Below are 17,839 nucleotides of genomic sequence, written 5' to 3' on the forward strand. Positions count from 1 at the left end.
TCGTTTAAATTCCCCATCATTAAATCGAGTTAAATTTTCATATTTCATGGGGCTAGTATAAACAATTTTTTACTTTCGCAAGAGATCTAATGATTGAGTAATATATTTATTAATTAATTGAATATTTTAATTTGACCCAGACCTTATAGGTATAAAGCCATGCCTATTCAGTTTTAGACATTTTTTCCTATTTTCTGCATTGTGAGCAGCATAAGTTGAACTTCACAATCTGGAGGTGGAGATGTCTACAAATAAAGTGAATATAAATACGCTGATTGACGAGGCAAAGTTTACGCCCTTTCATTGGGGAGTATTGATCTGGTGTTTGCTGATCATTATTTTTGACGGTTATGACCTGGTGATCTATGGGGTGGCGTTGCCGCTGCTGATGCAAGAATGGTCGCTAAGTGCGGTGCAAGCGGGAATGCTGGCCAGTACTGCCTTATTCGGGATGATGTTTGGTGCCATGAGTTTCGGCACTTTGTCCGATAAACTCGGCCGTAAAAAGACCATCATGATCTGTGTGGCTATTTTTAGTGGGTTTACCTTTATCGGTGCCTTTGCCACATCACCAGTCGAATTCGGGATTTTACGTTTCCTGGCTGGTCTTGGAATTGGCGGTGTCATGCCTAACGTCGTGGCATTGATGACCGAATATGCCCCTAAACGCATCCGCAGCACGCTGGTTGCCCTGATGTTTAGTGGTTATGCCATTGGCGGGATGACTTCTGCGCTACTCGGTGCATGGTTGGTACCTCAATTTGGCTGGAAAATCATGTTCCTGCTTGCCGGTATTCCATTGCTCATCTTGCCGATTCTATGGAAATATTTACCAGAATCCCTGATGTACCTGACCAACAAGCAACAGACGGCTCAAGCACATACTATTATTCAGAAAATTTCTCCGACACAGGTCATTACCAGTGACACCCAGTTTGTACTGAATGAAGTGCAAAAAGGGGATGAAGCACCATTAAAAGCACTGTTTCAACAAGGCCGTAGCTTCAGTACCTTTATGTTCTGGCTGGCATTCTTTATGTGCCTGTTAATGGTCTATGCACTGGGTAGCTGGTTGCCAAAACTCATGATTCAGGCAGGTTACTCGCTGGGTGCAAGTATGATCTTCCTGTTCGCGCTGAATATTGGTGGAATGGTGGGTGCCATTGGTGGTGGGTATCTCGCAGATAAATTCCATATCAAAAAAGTGCTGACTATCATGTTCTTATGCGGTGCCATTGCATTGATTCTGCTTGGCTTTAACAGTCCGCAATTCGTGCTGTATACCTTGATTGCTGTGGCAGGTGCTGCAACGATTGGCTCACAAATTCTGCTCTATACCTTCGTGGCGCAGTATTATCCATCGACGGTACGTTCTACCGGTATGGGTTGGGCATCAGGTATTGGACGTATTGGTGCGATTGTTGGGCCGGTACTCACTGGTGCTTTATTAACCATGAATTTACCGCATCAAATGAACTTCTTTGCAATTGCGATTCCTGGCGTAATCGCTGCGCTGGCAATTTTCCTGGTGAACTTAAAAACTTCCGTAGATGGCCAAGCCCTTGCAACACCTGATGTGAAGCCGAATCCATTGGCAAAAGAAGTGACACATTAAGTTAGATTTCAATCAATAAAGATAATATTCCCAATGATATAGATCGCCATCGTAACGGGTGGTGATCTGTTGCTAGAATCGAAACGCATAATAAAAAGCGAGTTTAGGATGAACACGACACAATTATTTAATCAACCAACAATCACATTCAAACGCACAGTTCTGATGAGCATGATGGCAATGAGTTTAGGGGGCATCAGCTTGTCGACTCAAGCACAAACCATAGCTCAGTCGAATCAGCAGGAAATTGAACAACTTCGCCAAGAAGTTCAGGCCTTACGCGCACTGGTTGAGCAACAGCAAAGACAGACGGCCGTGGTCACAGCACATGTTGCAGCAACACCCGCCCCAGCAAGCAAACCTGTCATGAAAATTGCCAGTGGTGCCGAATTTAATCTTTATGGAAATATTCGTGCCGATGCCTCTTATCAGGCTGAAGGTGGTTCAGCAGCACGTATGTATAACCAGATTAACGCTGTACCTTTAGAAGGTGTCGGTGAGCGTAGTGATGAATTTAAATCTACTCTGGCTGCAACCCGTTTAGGCATGGATTTTAAAGCACCAGTCGGTGCTGGAGATAAAGCTTTAAGCGGTAAAGTTGAAGTGGATTTTCTGGGCGGCGCAAGCTTTGATAACTTGCGTATCCGTCATGCTTATATCAGCTATGCCAACTGGTTGATCGGTCAAACCTGGTCGAACTTTGCAGTGCCAGATTATATTCCGGAAACTGTAGATGCATTGGTTTACGCTGGCGGTTCAATTAAACGGACGCCACAAGTTCGTTATACCAGCACAATCAGTCCTGAAACCAATCTGGTATTTGCAGTAGAAGATCCTAAAGATGCAACCATTACTGGTATTAAACAGCGTCTACCTGCTTTAACAGCACGTTTAAATCATAAATTTGCTGATAATCTTACAGTCAGTGCCCGTGCGATGGGGAATGAAAAACGTGTCAATGAAGATGAAAAAACCGCATGGGGTGTAGGGCTTGGTGCCAAGTATGATGTTGTTCCGGGTACAACGCTCAAAGCTGACTATTACCATGTTAAAGGCGATAGCAGCTTTGTGTCTTATGCAAATACGGGTGTGATTACCGCTGCAAATGGCGATTTATTACAAAGCGAATTTGATTCAATTTCAGTTGGCCTAACCCAGCAGTTTAATGACAAATTGCGCGGTACATTGGGTTATGGCTATATGAATTTTAGTAATGATCAAGACTATGTTAATGCACTAATCGCCTCAACTCCTGCGGATGCGACACAATCTAATGCGACCAAGGCTAATAAAGACTTATGGCAAGCTTGGGCTAACGTGTTCTATAGCCCAACCAAGCCTTTAAGTTTCGGTCTGGAATATGTCTATGGTGAACGTGAAGCATTAGGTGCAGCCACAAATGGCAGCACTAAAGGTGAAGATAACCGTATTAATGCGGTGGCTATTTACAACTTCTAAGACTTCTTTTGCATAAGATAGTCTGATCTGTAACAGAAGCGTGGATGAATTAATCCGCGCTTTTGCTATTTTGAAGAATGGTTTCTGCCAGCAGATTGACTGCATCTTCAATCTGGGCTGTCCATTCAAACGAACAATTCAGGCGAATATAATGTTGGCTTGCAGGCTCAGGCTTAAACAGCAGTGCAGGGGCAATTGAAATATGTTGTTGAAGTAATTGTTCATAGAGCTGCTGGGCATCGACTTCTTTAGGCAACTCAATCCAGAGAAAATAACCACTGGAATAATAGTAAATTTCACAGATGCTTCCCAAACGCGCTTTGAGTTCCTGATAAAATTTCTTTTTATATTTTTCCAGATGCTGCCTTAAATGCCGCAAATGTTTTTCATAATAATGATGTGAAATAAATTCGACCAGCGCATTTTGAAGTAAGGGACTGACCGTTAAAGTGCTCATGAGCTGTAAGTGCTGAATGGCATCGGAAAATGGGCCGGCATACACCCAACCGACGCGTGCACCCATCCCCAGCGTTTTCGAAAATGAGGCGCAGTGTAAAACCATCTGATGCCGATCAAAATATTTAACGGGTAGCGGTTTGGATGAACCATAATTTAATTCCTGATAAACATCATCTTCGATTAAATACACCTGATATTCATACAAGAGTTCCGCAATTCTTTGTTTGATTTCAGAACTGACGGTAAAGCCAATCGGATTATGGGCATTCAGCATCAGCCAGCACACCTTGATCGGATACTGTTTTAAAGCCTGTTCAAATGATTCCAGATCAAAGCCAAACTGTGGATGTTCCGGAATCGTAATCACCTGTAATCCCAGACGCTCGGTTGCCTGCCAGGCACCATAAAATATGGTTTGCTGTAGCAGAATAAAATCACCGGGTTGGGTTAAGGCCTGTAAAGACAGATTCAGTGCTTCTAGTGCGCCGGATGTAATGACAATGTCATCTTGATTGCAGGTAACTCCTTGTAATTGATAACGGTTAGCAATCAGTTGCCGCAAGTTCTGATTGCCGGGCGGCATATGATTCTGGTTGTTATAACTGCTTTTTCTTTTGGCCTGCTGCGCCAGAATCTGCATAAATTTGGCGTTATATAACAGTTCTGCATTGGGAAAGGCAGAACCAAAAGGCACAATCTCTGCTGACTGAGTCGATTTTAAATAATTAAATACCACCGAATTGATTTGAATTTTAGGATTTAAACCAATCTGGGCGGACTGTTTGCTATTGAGCAGCGCTTGAGTGTGTTCTGCAACGTAATAGCCCGATTTGTCTTTGGCATAGACCAGACCTTGTGCTTCAAGTTCCTGGTAAGCATTGAGTACCGTCATCAGGCTATAACCAGATAATTGGGTCTGTTCGCGAAGTGAGGGCAATTTTTCATGTGCCTTCCATACGCCATTTTCAATCATCTGACGAATATTCTGTGCCAATTTTTCAGACTTATACATATACTTTCTTGAACTAAAACTGTTCTAATTATTTTGATTTATAGCATATTTTAAGATACTCAATATAACAAAAGGGAGGAATAGGATTGTTGTCATTCTATTTTTTAAGCTTGAGTCTTGATGCACGACAATTAAAGTGAAAATCAGGTCTCAAATTTTCTGTGGAAATTTTATCTCTACATAAATCATATTCCCATTTTTATACGCCTCAGTCACTTGGCTTAATTTGTCACAATTCGATACTTACAAAGTTAGATTTCCTTGCTAAATTCAATCCACATGATGATAAAAAGTAAGTTACGGTTTCAGACCGAGCCATCATGTAACTATAAAAACGATACGCAAATACGGACCAATAACAAGCACAAAGGAGTGGAAAATGCTCGGAAATATGATGTTTCAGCCTTTACTGATCAGCAGCATGATTGAACATGCAGGACGCTATCATGCCGATACCGAGGTAATTTCCAAAAATACCGATACCACTATTACAGTGACCAATTGGGGAGAAATTCACCAAAACTCGAAACGTTTTGCCAATGCATTACAACAACTCGGCTTGGCGCAGGGAGATCGGGTCGCGACTATTGCCTGGAATAATCATCGCCATTTAGAGTCCTGGTATGCCATTTCTGGCAGCGGCCTGGTCTGTCATACGATTAACCCGCGCTTATTTCCGGAACAGCTCATTTTTATTATCAATGATGCTGCGGATCGCGTGGTGCTGTTTGATAAAACATTTGTCCCTTTAATTAAAGCCGTGAAAGCGCTGTTGACCTCGGTCGAGCATTTTATCTGTCTGGATGCGGCTGATCCGGCAGTTAGAGAAGCGATTCCAGAAGTTCAGTTTTATGATGATCTGATTGCCGGCCAAAATGCAGATTTTGAGTGGCCAACACTTGATGAAAACTCGGCAAGCTCTCTGTGTTATACCTCAGGAACCACGGGCAATCCCAAAGGTGTGCTGTTTAGCCATCGCTCTACAGTATTACATAGCTATGCCATCATTTTACCTGACTCCTTAAATGTCTCGGCTGCCGACATTATGTTGCCTGTGGTGCCGATGTTCCATGTAAATGCGTGGGGCACGCCGTATGCCGCTGCAATGGTCGGATGCACTTTGGTTCTTCCTGGACCGGGTCTGGATGGCACCAGTCTGGTCAACCTGATTGATACTTATCAGGTTTCGGTAGCACTTGGCGTACCGACCATCTGGCAAGGTTTGATTGCGGCCGCAAATCAGTCAGGTTCTAAATTGGAAAGCTTAAAACGTAATGTGGTTGGCGGATCTGCATGCCCACCGGCCATGCTAAGGGCTTTCAAAGAACAGTTTAATTGTGAAACGATCCATGCCTGGGGCATGACAGAAATCAGTCCATTAGGTACAGCGAATCAGCTCAAGACCAAACATTTGCATCTGTCTGATGAAGAAAAATTACAGATTCGTCTGTCTCAAGGCCGTCCGCCATTCGGGGTTGACCTACGTTTGACTGATGCAGAAAAAGGGACGCATGAAATTGAACGTGATGGACAAACCACAGGAAATTTACAGGTCAAAGGGCATTGGGTCATCAGCCACTATTTCGGCAAGGAAGAGTCAGCTTTGACTGCTGACGGTTGGTTTGATACCGGTGATATTGCTACGCTGGATCAGGATGGTTTTATGAAACTCAGTGATCGTTCTAAAGATCTAATCAAGTCTGGCGGAGAATGGATTTCATCGGTGGAGCTGGAAAATATTGCCATGGGACATCCGGAAATTGCGATGGCTGCCGTGATTGCCGCCCAGCATCCTAAATGGGATGAGCGCCCGGTATTGATTGCCATTAAAAAACCGGACAGCCAGCTAAGTGAAACTGATTTGCTAGATTATTATGCGGACAAGGTAGCCAAATGGCAGATTCCAGACCGAGTCGTATTTGTTGATGCGATTCCACTCAGTGGTACTGGTAAAATGCTGAAAAAGGATCTGCGTGAATTATATGGCGCAATACTTTTGGAGCAGGCAGTAGGTTAACGCGCCATTTAATCTGAAAATCCCAATATGAAGTCAAAAAACTGATCTCGAATAGAGGTCAGTTTTTTATGTACAGGCTAAGCAGCATTGTCTGTTTAAAAATGCTTTTTCTCAATCCATATCGCCTTGATCGCTACTTTTAGACGATATTGTCCGACAAAAAGTCATATTATATGGCTTAGGCACATAATTTGACCTGTATTGACATGGTCTGAATGTGAGAATTCTTTATCCTGAGCAATATAATAATTAGACAGTTGTACATTAATGAAACTGTCTGCGGATAAGGGGATAAAAATGACAAGCATGCCAACCTATCAGCCGCATTGGATCCGGGAAGATTTCATTGATTTTATTGGTGAAAAAATCTATCCAACTTGGGCAATCAAAAAAGTTAAGGCTGCCGTTATGGGCATTCAAGCCATCAGCCCTGACTTTTTCAAAATTCACTTACGTCCAAATCATAATTTTAAAGCCAAGTCATTTCAGGCCGGCCAGAATATTGCAGTGACTGTTAGACTCGATGGCATACGACATCAGCGACATTATTCTGTGGTGACGGTATTGAAAAATGGTGATCTGATCATTGCGGTTAAACAGCAGGGTAAAGTGTCACGTGCCTTAAGTCTGATGCAAATTGGTGCCGTGATTGAAATTTCACAGCCCCAAGGTGAGTTCACATTGCAAAAATCCACCCAGCCGATTTTATTCCTGGCTTCAGGTAGTGGTATTACCGCCATTTACTCCTTGCTGCAAAAAGCAGTCATTCAGTCTCTGGAACAGATCGACCTGATTTATTTCACTCGAGATGATGCTTTTCATGCTGAACTGAAAACTCTGGCTCTCATGCATCCAAACTTGAAATATCACCATTTCAATACCGTGGAACACCAGCAGCATCTGACGCAGAGCTTATTGCAAAAGCTGGTGCCAGACTTTGCAGAACGAAAAATTTATGCTTGTGGCTCCGCCGGGATGATGAAGGCTGCACTTCGTATCGTTGATAAACTGGAATTAAAATCCAATTTTCATTCGGAATATTTCCAGATTGTGGTCGATGAAAAAATTAAAGCACAGCCAGTACAGTTTTTAAGATCGCAGCAAGAGTTTCAAGCGCAGTCCAACTTACTGGAAAGTGCCGAAAAATCCGGCTTGAGACCAGCGCATGGCTGCCGAATGGGTATCTGCAATACCTGTTCCTGTACCAAAGTCAGTGGTTCGGTACGAAATGTCCTGACCGGTGAAATTGATCATGGTAATAATACCCAGATCAAACTGTGCATTTCTCAGGCAGTGAGTCCTGTGGTGATTAATTTATAAACTATTGATAAGCCATTAATTAAACTATAAGAAGGTGCTCCCATGAATATGCAAATTGATTTTAAACGACATAGCAAAAGCCAATTTCTCAGTCCGGAACAGATTGAGGAATTCGGTGCCAAGGTCGATGCAATCCGCCGCGAGGTCATGGATGATCTGGGGGAAAAAGACGCCGAATATATTTATAAAATCCGCAACTTTGTCCGCTATAGCGAAATTGCCTCACGTGGCATGCTGATGTTTGCCGGCTGGTTGCCACCGGTATGGCTGGCGGGGACAGGTCTGCTCGGTCTTTCCAAAATCGTGGAAAATATGGAACTCGGCCACAATGTCATGCATGGCCAGTTTGACTGGATGAATGATCCGAGTCTGAACGGTGCGACCTATGACTGGGATACGATTTCAACTGGCGATGACTGGAAATACACGCACAACTATATTCATCATACTTATACCAATATTGTGGGGATGGATCATGATGTGGGTTATGGGCTAATTCGAGTTAGTGAATCGCAAAAATGGGAACCACGCTTTCTGTTCAATATTCCATTGGGCATTCAGTTAATGGTGTTTTTCGAATGGTATGTTGGCCTGCAACGCCTGCATTTGGAAGACGTGATTGCTTATAAAACCAAGACCTGGAAAGAAGTTTGGGAAGAAGCAGCACCTTTGCGCCAAAAAATGCGCCGTCAGGTGTTAAAAGATTATGTATTTTTCCCGATCATTGCCGGGCCAAATGCCATTCCGGTATTTACCGGAAATGCGGTGGCCAATGTGATTCGCAGTCTATGGGCTTCTGCCGTCATTTTTAACGGTCATTTCACTGAAGATGCTGAAACCTTTGAAATGGATAATACCGACGATGAAACCCGTGCCGAGTGGTATCTGCGCCAGATTCGTGGTTCGAGCAATTTTAGCGGGACGACCTGGCTGCATATTTTGAGTGGTAATTTGAGCCATCAAATTGAGCATCACCTGTTTCCGGATATGCCGGCCAATCGCTATGCGCAGGTTGCGCCAAAAGTTAAAGCGCTCTGTGCAGAATATGGCATTCATTATAATGAAGCCAGCTTCATGAAACAGTTTTCTACAGTGTGGGTAGGTCTGGCTAAATGTTCTCTACCGAATCACTGGACTGAGCAGGTGATTGAAAAAACCCATGCTGCTAAATCTGTATTCAACTACTTTAAAGCGAAACTATTGTCATAATTCTTAAGTGTTACTTATTCACCATTTTGGTACTCCTCAATAGATTTGGATGGTCTATTGAGGAATTTTTTTTTGACCTTTATCAGATTCAATATCATTAAAATCCTCCTGTTTATGAATAAAATATGGATATAGATTTCAAAAAATGACGAAAGCAAAACAGATCCAGTACTGCTGAAACGCTTTGCCTACAACAACCTGCTTCAGCTCTAAAGGCTTCTCTCTATAATGGCCGCGTCGTTACACTCAAGGTCTCAGTTTTGAAACATCTTAAATATTTTTCAGCAATTCCATTATTAGTACTTTTAACTGCTTGTAATACCACTGAAGCGCCAGCACCAGATTATCAGGGCAATTGGAAAAACACCGTGGAAAATCCAAAACTTGAAAATATTCTGGTTATTTCTAAAAACGGTGAAAATTATCTGATTACCAATACGATCAAAGATAAGGAAACCGGTAAAACCGAGAAAAAGAATCCAATGCCCGCTGCAGTGAACGAAAATGGCATGCTTCAGTTGAACGCAGGTGCAGGTATGGTCGATTTCGCAATCGATGAGAAAACCGGAAACCTGGTCGGTTCAGGTTCAATCTATAAAAAAGCCAAATAGGTAATAAGATTTTTAGGCCACAAATAGTATTCGAGATGCCATGAATAAGGATGTTTCATGGCATCTTTTTTAGTGGGTGTTTTTACTGAATAAAACTTAATAATTCAGCAAAATCCTCGACATAATAATTTGCTTTGGCTTTGATCAAATCTATTTCATGAGCGGAGTGCTGATCATAAATTGCCACCACCTCGATGCCCGCATGATTTGCTGCTTCTACACCGACTAACGAGTCTTCAATAATTAGACATTCCTCAGGTCGAAGGTTAAAGGCTTGCAAAACATTCAGATAAACTTCGGGATGCGGCTTAATGTTCTGGACATTTTCACGTGTGAGAATCAAGGCAAAATCATCCTCAAAGCTGATTTTAGAATTAATATTTCGATTGTTATCCTGATAGCGCTGTACATTGAATAAACTGGTGGTGGTGGTCAAAGCCAGAGATATCTGTTGCTGTTTTAAAGCCTGAATCAGGAGGTCTGCCTGAGGTTTTAACTCGACGATATGATCCAGAAAATGTCGGGAAATTGTATAACGACGATTTTTTACTTCTTCTTTAACTGGTTCAAAATCGTATTGTTCTTTTAAAAATCCACAATATTCCAGATAAGGATCTGGCCAATGTCTCAAGGCGGTAAGTTGAAGATCGCGTTGTTGCTGAATCTCATATAAATCGACTTTTCTGTTAGAGAGCTCATCAATCAGGGCTGCATCGACCTGATTCCAGATGCCTACAGAATCAATCAACGTACCATCCAGATCAAAACAGACCAGCTTTTTATCCTGAAACATATAAGATTTCTCTATATTTTTTACCATTTATTCGGTGGGGCTGAGTATATCCCATACGATTTAAATGTTTAACTGACCTGAGCAAACCGGGCTGGAAATTTTACGCTAAGGTACTTTTTAATGGATTTATTCATCTTGCAAAAATATTTTTTTCGGAAAATTACAGCGAGTTTAATCCTGAAAATAGTTGCGAAGTGTTATATTTTAATCTGACCCTAAATAGACTTATGCGGATGAAAGACCTGTCCGAATGATGAGAAAGTTAAAGGAAATGTATTTCTGTGTTTGAACTTGACTGTAAATTGCTCAGTATTTTTTATTATGTCTATAAATTTAAAAACGTATCTCAGGCAGCCGATCATTTAGATATGAGCCAGCCAGCGGTGAGCAATCTGCTGAACAAAATTCGCCAGCATTATGGTGATCCTTTATTTTTACGTATTGGCAATGAAATGCTACCTACGGATCTATCCAAACAGCTCTTTCCCTTGGTCAGCGAAGCACTGAGCAAAGTTGAAGCCATTAATAACTTTACTATCAATTTTGATCAGGTCACTTCACAGCAGCGCTTTACACTGGCGATGACCGATGTATCGCATCTGGTGTTATTGCCAAAAATTTCACAGTATCTGAAGCAGCATGCATCCCATATCCGTCTGAATGTGCGTCCGATTACCTCGGAAACCAGTTATCAGATGGCCAATGGTGAGATTGATCTGGCTTTGGGCTTCTTGCCAAATCTGGAGAATGGCTTTTATCAGCAGAAACTGTTTGAACAGTATTATGTGGTGATCGCAGCGAAAGACCATCCGCGGCTCACAGGTGATAGCATCACGGCCGAAGAGTATTTACATGAAACCCATATTGATATTGATGCCGGGATGGGGCATTACCATATTGAAAATGAATTGCTGAATCTGGAACTCAAGCGTGACATTCTAATGCGTCTGCCAAGTTATCTGGGGGTAGGACTGGTGGTACAAGAAACCGATGCGATTGCGACCGTGCCTTATTATTTGAGTGAAGTTTTATTATCACGTGGCAATCTTAAGATTTTTGAGGCACCGATTGCTTTCCCGACCTATTCCGTAAAGCAGTATTGGCATATGTCCTGTCATCATAAAACCAGCCATCAATGGCTACGTAATATGCTGCATGAGATTTTAAGTAAATAAGCTTGCAACATGGAAGGCTTGATTTAATCTTCATCTCTAGATTTTAAAATTCCTGGTTCAAGCCGGGAATTTTTTATTTTGGTACATCTTGATGCCTTTTTCAGAGCCTTGCACCTGAATTGATCAGTTCCAGCTCAAAAAAGTATTACCAAACGGGAAAATAGTATTACTGATTTGGCACAGCCTTTGCATTAACTCTGTCATAGACAAAGTGATCTAGGGTTCCGGCAGTTATTTTTTTAAGACTGCGTCTGCGACCGAGAGTTCACGGCTAGGTTTGTTAAAACCAAAGCTACACGGAGGGATAAAAGCCCGGGAGGTAAACCGTACAAGTTAGATGCAGAGGCTGTTATGAGCACAACTACTTATCACGAAGATTCCGCACTTTGGACTGAACTTTTACCGGGTGGCCATCACTGGTCAGCGCGCATTCAACGTGGCGCAGTTTTACAACTCAAATCCTTGGGCGCAAATACCAATGTTTCACTGTTTTGTGTGAATAGTGAAGACAAGCTTGAAGCCTATAACATGCCAGACAGCCTTAAAGGTCAACACAGCGCATTTTTAAGTACAGGGCACATTTTGGCGTCAGATTTGGGTCGTGCGATGGTGTCAATTGTCAAAGATGACCACGGTTGGAATGATGCTTTTTGTGCACCAAGTACCGCACCGCAAATTGAAGCACAGTTTGGCACGAAGACCTTCCAGGATGCCCGTAACGATATGTACCGCAATGGCAAAGACAGTCTGCTTTTAGAGATGACCAAGTTTGGTTTATCGGCTACGGACTTAAGCAATACTTTAAACCTCTTCTCAAAAGTTCAACCGGATGACAACGGCAACTTGTCTTATGTGAAGTCTGACAATACCGATCAAGTGATTGAACTGCGCTTTGAAATGGATTGTTTGGTGTTTTTATCTAGCGCACCGCATGCCTTAGATAACTCATCTGAATATGTACCCGCTGATATTCAACTCTCACTGTTTAAAGCACTTCCTTTAGGCGACACCGATGTCTGCCGTGATTCATGCCCGCAAAATCAGCGTGCGTTCCAAAATAATAACCGCTACTACGCTTTAACTGCTTAAGGGGAATAATCATGACTGCATTAGTAAACCTAGAAAAATCAGTACTCAGCGAAGTTTGTCCTGCCGGTGAAGCGTGGATGTGCGAAGTCAAAAAAGGCCAGTATTTCCGCATCGTGGATCTAGAAGGCAATCAGGCGGTGGATACCTTATTTATTTCCGCACATAACCCTGAAGAGCGTTATAGCGCAACCGATACTTTGGCGATGAATCGTCAAATATATTTAGAGAAAGGCACAACGTTATACACAAACTTTGGCAATAAAATCGCGACCATCAACGATGATAACTGCGGTCGCCATGACACTTTAGGCGGTGCCTGTTCATGTGAAAGTAACACGGTGCGTTATGCCCACGACAAATACCCAATGCACAGTTGCCGTAATAATTTCATGATCGCATTGTCGCAACATCCGATTGCGAAAAAGCATGGTCTGAATGTGCGCCATATCGGTCCAAACATTAACTTCTTTATGAATGTACCGGTGACTTCAGACGGTCACCTGAAATTTGATGATGGTATTTCTGCACCAGGTAAATATGTGGAAATTAAAGCGGAGATGGATTTAATTGTGCTGATCTCGAATTGCCCGCAACTGAATAACCCATGTAATGCCTATAACCCAACAAAAATCCAATTAATCATCCGTGAAGGCGAGGAGTAAGCCATGTTTAATAAAGTACTCATCGCCAACCGTGGTGCAATTGCGTGTCGTGTCATTCGTACCCTTAAAAAACTCGGCATTCAATCTGTTGCGGTCTACTCAGAAGCGGACCGTGATTCATTGCATGTGACTTTAGCCGATGAAGCAGTGTTGATTGGTGATGCACCTGCAAGCCAAAGCTATCTCAATGTCGATAAAATCCTAGAAGTTGCCAAACAAACTGGGGCAGAAGCTATTCATCCGGGTTATGGCTTCCTGTCTGAAAATGCGGAATTCTGTAATTTGTGTGAAGCAGAAGGCATTGTGTTCCTGGGGCCAAATGCTGAGCAAATGAAAGCCTTTGGTTTAAAACACACGGCGCGTGAACTTGCGATTCAAGCCAATGTACCATTACTTCCGGGTAGTCAGTTATTGGCTGATGAAGCAGAAGCATTGCTTGAAGCGGAGCGTATTGGCTATCCTGTGATGCTAAAAAGTACCGCAGGCGGTGGCGGTATCGGGATGCGCTTGGTGTGGAATGCGGAAGAGCTGAAAGATGCTTATGCAACCGTGTCTTATTTAGCACAAGTCAACTTTAAAGATGCAGGTTTGTACCTCGAAAAATTTGTGCAAAATGCCCGTCATATTGAAGTGCAAATTTTTGGTGATGGCAATGGTTTAGTCTTAGCTTTAGGTGAACGTGATTGTTCGGTGCAACGTCGTAACCAAAAAGTGATTGAGGAAACACCTGCACCACATCTCAACGATGAGCAACGTGCCTATATTCAAAATGTCGCGATTCAATTGATGCAATCGGTGAATTACCGCTCCGCAGGTACAGTTGAATTTGTGATGGATACCGACACGCAAGAATTTTATTTCTTGGAAGTAAATACTCGTCTACAAGTCGAACATGGCGTCACTGAGCAAGTCTTTGGTGTCGATCTTGTTGAATGGATGGTGACTTTAGGCAGTGGTGATTGGGTTGCCCCAACATCAAAACTTGAATCCAAAGGGTATTCGATTCAGGTGCGTCTCTATGCTGAAGACCCAATCAAAAACTTCCAACCAAGTGCAGGGTTATTAACTCACGTAGAATTTGATGACAATGCGCGTAATGAAACTTGGGTAGAGACCGGTTCAAACGTTTCATCTTTCTATGATCCGATGATTGCCAAAATCATTGTGACTGCGGATGATCGTGAGTCTGCGATTCAAGCCATGACCGATACACTGGCTAAAACCCAAGTGGCAGGCATTGAAACCAACCTTGAATATCTACAAAACATTATCGACTGCGATGTATTTAAAGCCGGTACACAGACCACGCGCTTTTTAAATACCTTTGAATGGAAAACCCAAAAAATTGAAGTCTTACAAGCGGGCATTCAAACCGCCGTGCAAGATGTGACAGGACGTTTAGGTTACTGGGATGTTGGTGTTCCGCCATCAGGTGCGATTGATCCGCTGTCTTTGAATGTCGCAAACCAATTGTTGGGCAATGCACCGAATACCGCAGGGCTAGAATGTACACTCCAAGGACCAAGTTTAAAATTCCATTGCGATAGCCAAATTGTCTTGGCAGGTGGCGATATGCCATCGACGTTGGATGGTGTTGCTGTCCTAATGTGGCAAACTGTGAATGTGCGTAAAGGTCAGACGCTGAAATGTGGCAAGATCGCCACAGGTTGCCGTACTTATATCGGGATTAAAGGTGGTCTGAATGTGCCTGAATATTTAGGCTCACAAGCGACTTTTACCTTGGGTCAGTTTGGCGGTCATGCGGGGCGTAATTTACTGATTGGCGATATGCTTCCAATCACGGCATTTACATCTGATGACGTGAAAGCCTTAATAGAAGATCAAATCCCAACATTTTCCAATTCTTGGGAAATTGCGGTGATGTACGGTCCACATGGTGCGCCTGATTTCTTTACCAAAAACGACATTGATACCTTCTTTGCCAACGAGTTTGAAATTCACTTCAACTCCAGCCGTACCGGAATTCGTTTGATTGGTCCAAAACCAGAATGGGCTCGTCAGGACGGTGGCGAAGCGGGTCTGCATCCATCCAATATTCACGACAATGCTTATGCGATTGGTGCCATCGACTTTACTGGGGATATGCCAATTATCTTAGGTCCAGATGGCCCAAGCCTCGGTGGTTTCGTGTGTCCTGCGGTGGTGATCAATTCTGAGCTTTGGAAACTCGGTCAGCTCAAAGCCGGCGATAAAGTCAAATTTGTACCTCTCAGCTATCATCAAGCGAAATTGCTGAACGAAAAATATCATGCACAATTAACTGCCCAAGATACGCAAGCGGTGACTTTTGATGAAGCATTTTATCCTGAAATCAGTACGCTGAAATCTGCCATTTTAGATACCTTAAAAGGGCAAAATGGTACGCCTGATGTGGTGTATCGTCCTGCTGGCAACAACTATATGCTGGTTGAATATGGCGAACTGGTTTTAGATTTAAACCTGCGTTTCCGTATTCATGCGCTGGTGCAATGGGTCAAAGATCAAAATATTCAAGGCATTATTGACCTGACACCGGGTATTCGTTCACTGCAAATCCATTTTGATTCGATCCAACTCGATCAGATTGATTTATTGCGTATGCTTCAAGTGGCTGAAGAACAACTGCCTGATGTGACGGAAATGCAAGTGCCATCGCGTACTGTGTATTTGCCACTGGCTTGGGAAGATTCACAAACGCAACTGGCGACTGAGCGTTATATGCAAACCGTGCGCCCTGATGCGCCGTGGTGTCCGGACAATATCGAATTTATCCGTCGTATTAATGGTTTAAAAGACAAACAAGCCGTGAAAGATGTGGTCTATAACGCGAGTTATTTGGTCATGGGTTTGGGCGATGTGTACTTGGGTGCGCCTGTGGCAACACCGCTTGATCCGCGTCAGCGTTTAGTCACAACTAAATATAACCCTGCACGGACTTGGACACCTGAAAATGCCGTCGGTATTGGCGGTGCGTATATGTGTGTGTACGGCATGGAAGGTCCTGGCGGTTATCAATTTGTCGGTCGTACCTCGCAAATGTGGTCACGCTACCGTAAAAACCCTGACTTCGAACAAGGTATGCCATGGTTATTGCGCTTCTTTGACCAGATTAAGTTTTATGAAGTGTCTGAGGCTGAACTGATGCAGATGCGTGAGGACTTTAAAGCAGGTCGTTTAAAATTACGCATTGAAGAGGGTGTATTGAACCTAAAAGAATACAACGACTTCTTAACCGAAAACCAAGAATCCATTTCGGCATTTAAAGCCGTGCAACAAGCTAATTTTGATGCAGAACGTAAACGCTGGCATGAAGCAGGGCTTGCGGAATATGTCTCTGAAAGTCTGGATGCTGTGGATGATGGTGAAGGTGTAGAAGTTCCTGAAGGTGGTTGTGCAGTGGAATCGCATATGCCAGGTTCAATTTGGAAAATTGAATGTCAGTCGGGCGATATTGTGGAAGAAGGTGCAACGCTCGCGGTCATTGAAGCAATGAAGATTGAGATTCCGATTATTGCACCTGAACGCATGAAGGTTGAAGCAATTACCATTGAAAAAGGGCAGACGGTAAAAACGGGGCAGGTGTTGTTTACGTTGGCGCCAGTGGCTTAAAGAATCCTCCCTAACCCTCCTTTTTCAAAGGAGGGAATTTCCCCTCTTTATTAAAGAGGGGTTAGGGGAGATTTAAGAATTACATTTTTCGATATGCTTAAATATTCGTTCACATAACGCTTTGGCTTTTGGTGTAAGTTCCCAATCAGGTTTTTCATCGAAATCTTTGATGATTTCTCGGCAGAAATCTAGTTTATATTTTATTGTACCTACACCTTTACCATCAGCAAATGCAGTTTTATCAGTTGATGTTCTGGTATTTCGTATTTGATCGTCTAATAGTTTTCCTATTCCATAATCTTTATGATCGAAGTAATCAGATGCAGTTATTGAATCTAGATTTTCTATAGTAAACCCTTGCTTAGTTTTAGCTTTCATATTGCTAAACTTCTTCTGTGCAACTCTAACTATAGAGTCTTTTGGAAGAGTATTCTCAGTTTCTTTACATTCTAAAATCAGATAATTATCTTTCTTCAACTCACTTTTTAAAACTTGCACACGATCAGCTTTATTTTGAATATCACCATCTGCAATGAGTAACATTTCACTTGCGACAGCTTTAGCATTTAAACCTTTATCTTCCAATTGATCAGCATATGTATCACTAAAGCACCAATGCACTAAATTACTTCCTGCATATTCTACAAACGTGTAGTGATAATTCGGCATAAAGCGACGATACTTTTTATAAAGTTCATTATTAGATTTTTCTAATTCGGCTAGGGTGTGTTGACACTTTTAGCTTAAAAAAATAGCGAAGTAGTAAAATCAAATCGCCAAACCCAATTTTACTATTCGCTATGCCTCGTA

General features: G+C 42.6%; 12 protein-coding genes, 1 pseudogene and 1 riboswitch. Of the genes and pseudogenes, 10 read left to right on the forward strand and 3 right to left on the reverse strand.

Translation table 11 applies throughout. The features are described 5' to 3' along the window. Positions 1 to 241: 241 nt before the first annotated feature. Positions 242 to 1,615, forward strand: coding sequence for an MFS transporter (locus NI464_RS14495; RefSeq protein ID WP_253139269.1), 1,374 nt, complete (start codon positions 242 to 244; stop codon positions 1,613 to 1,615). 108 nt (positions 1,616 to 1,723) lie between these two features. Beyond that, positions 1,724 to 3,073, forward strand: a complete 1,350-nt coding sequence (locus NI464_RS14500) for a DcaP family trimeric outer membrane transporter (protein ID WP_004647032.1) — start codon at positions 1,724 to 1,726, stop codon at positions 3,071 to 3,073. 49 nt (positions 3,074 to 3,122) lie between these two features. Here NI464_RS14500 and NI464_RS14505 read toward each other — a convergent pair whose 3' ends face one another. Next, on the reverse strand, positions 3,123 to 4,544 hold the full coding sequence (locus NI464_RS14505) for an aminotransferase-like domain-containing protein (RefSeq protein ID WP_253139273.1): 1,422 nt from the start codon (positions 4,542 to 4,544) through the stop codon (positions 3,123 to 3,125). A gap of 379 nt (positions 4,545 to 4,923) precedes the next feature. On the opposite strand from NI464_RS14505, the gene NI464_RS14510 reads away from it, so the two are divergent. From NI464_RS14510 to NI464_RS14525, 4 genes are all read left to right on the forward strand, one after another. Beyond that, complete coding sequence (locus NI464_RS14510) at positions 4,924 to 6,561, forward strand: long-chain-fatty-acid--CoA ligase (RefSeq protein WP_253139276.1); 1,638 nt, start codon at positions 4,924 to 4,926, stop codon at positions 6,559 to 6,561. Positions 6,562 to 6,858: 297 nt separating this feature from the next. Continuing rightward, positions 6,859 to 7,881 carry a flavin reductase family protein gene (locus NI464_RS14515; protein WP_253139279.1) on the forward strand — a complete coding sequence of 341 codons (1,023 nt, stop codon included), beginning with the start codon at positions 6,859 to 6,861 and terminating at the stop codon, positions 7,879 to 7,881. Between the two features lie 42 nt (positions 7,882 to 7,923). Beyond that, positions 7,924 to 9,090 carry a fatty acid desaturase family protein gene (locus NI464_RS14520; protein WP_253139282.1) on the forward strand — a complete coding sequence of 389 codons (1,167 nt, stop codon included), beginning with the start codon at positions 7,924 to 7,926 and terminating at the stop codon, positions 9,088 to 9,090. A 260-nt stretch (positions 9,091 to 9,350) separates the two neighbouring features. Next, positions 9,351 to 9,701, forward strand: coding sequence for a hypothetical protein (locus tag NI464_RS14525; protein ID WP_004280391.1), 351 nt, complete (start codon positions 9,351 to 9,353; stop codon positions 9,699 to 9,701). A gap of 82 nt (positions 9,702 to 9,783) precedes the next feature. On the opposite strand, the gene NI464_RS14530 is transcribed toward NI464_RS14525, so the two are convergent. Continuing rightward, positions 9,784 to 10,494 (reverse strand): HAD family hydrolase, encoded by a 711-nt coding sequence (locus NI464_RS14530; protein ID WP_253139285.1) that lies wholly within the window; start codon positions 10,492 to 10,494, stop codon positions 9,784 to 9,786. A 281-nt stretch (positions 10,495 to 10,775) separates the two neighbouring features. Here NI464_RS14530 and NI464_RS14535 point away from each other — a divergent pair, with 281 nt between their 5' ends. The 4 genes from NI464_RS14535 (at position 10,776) to uca (ending at position 17,029) form a co-directional block, all read left to right on the forward strand. Further along, positions 10,776 to 11,669: a LysR family transcriptional regulator gene (locus NI464_RS14535; protein ID WP_253139288.1), complete on the forward strand. Its 894-nt coding sequence runs from the start codon at positions 10,776 to 10,778 to the stop codon at positions 11,667 to 11,669. Between the two features lie 205 nt (positions 11,670 to 11,874). Then, positions 11,875 to 11,990, forward strand: a riboswitch (guanidine-I (ykkC/yxkD leader). A 30-nt stretch (positions 11,991 to 12,020) separates the two neighbouring features. Then, positions 12,021 to 12,758, forward strand: a complete 738-nt coding sequence (locus NI464_RS14540; RefSeq protein WP_064102896.1) for an urea amidolyase associated protein UAAP1 — start codon at positions 12,021 to 12,023, stop codon at positions 12,756 to 12,758. 11 nt (positions 12,759 to 12,769) lie between these two features. Beyond that, positions 12,770 to 13,420 carry an urea amidolyase associated protein UAAP2 gene (locus tag NI464_RS14545; protein ID WP_144724712.1) on the forward strand — a complete coding sequence of 217 codons (651 nt, stop codon included), beginning with the start codon at positions 12,770 to 12,772 and terminating at the stop codon, positions 13,418 to 13,420. A gap of 3 nt (positions 13,421 to 13,423) precedes the next feature. Next, positions 13,424 to 17,029, forward strand: coding sequence for an urea carboxylase (gene uca, locus NI464_RS14550; RefSeq protein WP_253139291.1), 3,606 nt, complete (start codon positions 13,424 to 13,426; stop codon positions 17,027 to 17,029). 72 nt (positions 17,030 to 17,101) lie between these two features. Here uca and NI464_RS14555 read toward each other — a convergent pair. After that, positions 17,102 to 17,752: pseudogene (locus tag NI464_RS14555) on the reverse strand (ATP-binding protein); the annotation flags it as partial. Positions 17,753 to 17,839 lie beyond the last annotated feature (87 nt).

It is taken from the genome of Acinetobacter lwoffii (assembly GCF_024129685.1).
GTDB lineage: Bacteria > Pseudomonadota > Gammaproteobacteria > Pseudomonadales > Moraxellaceae > Acinetobacter > Acinetobacter lwoffii_X.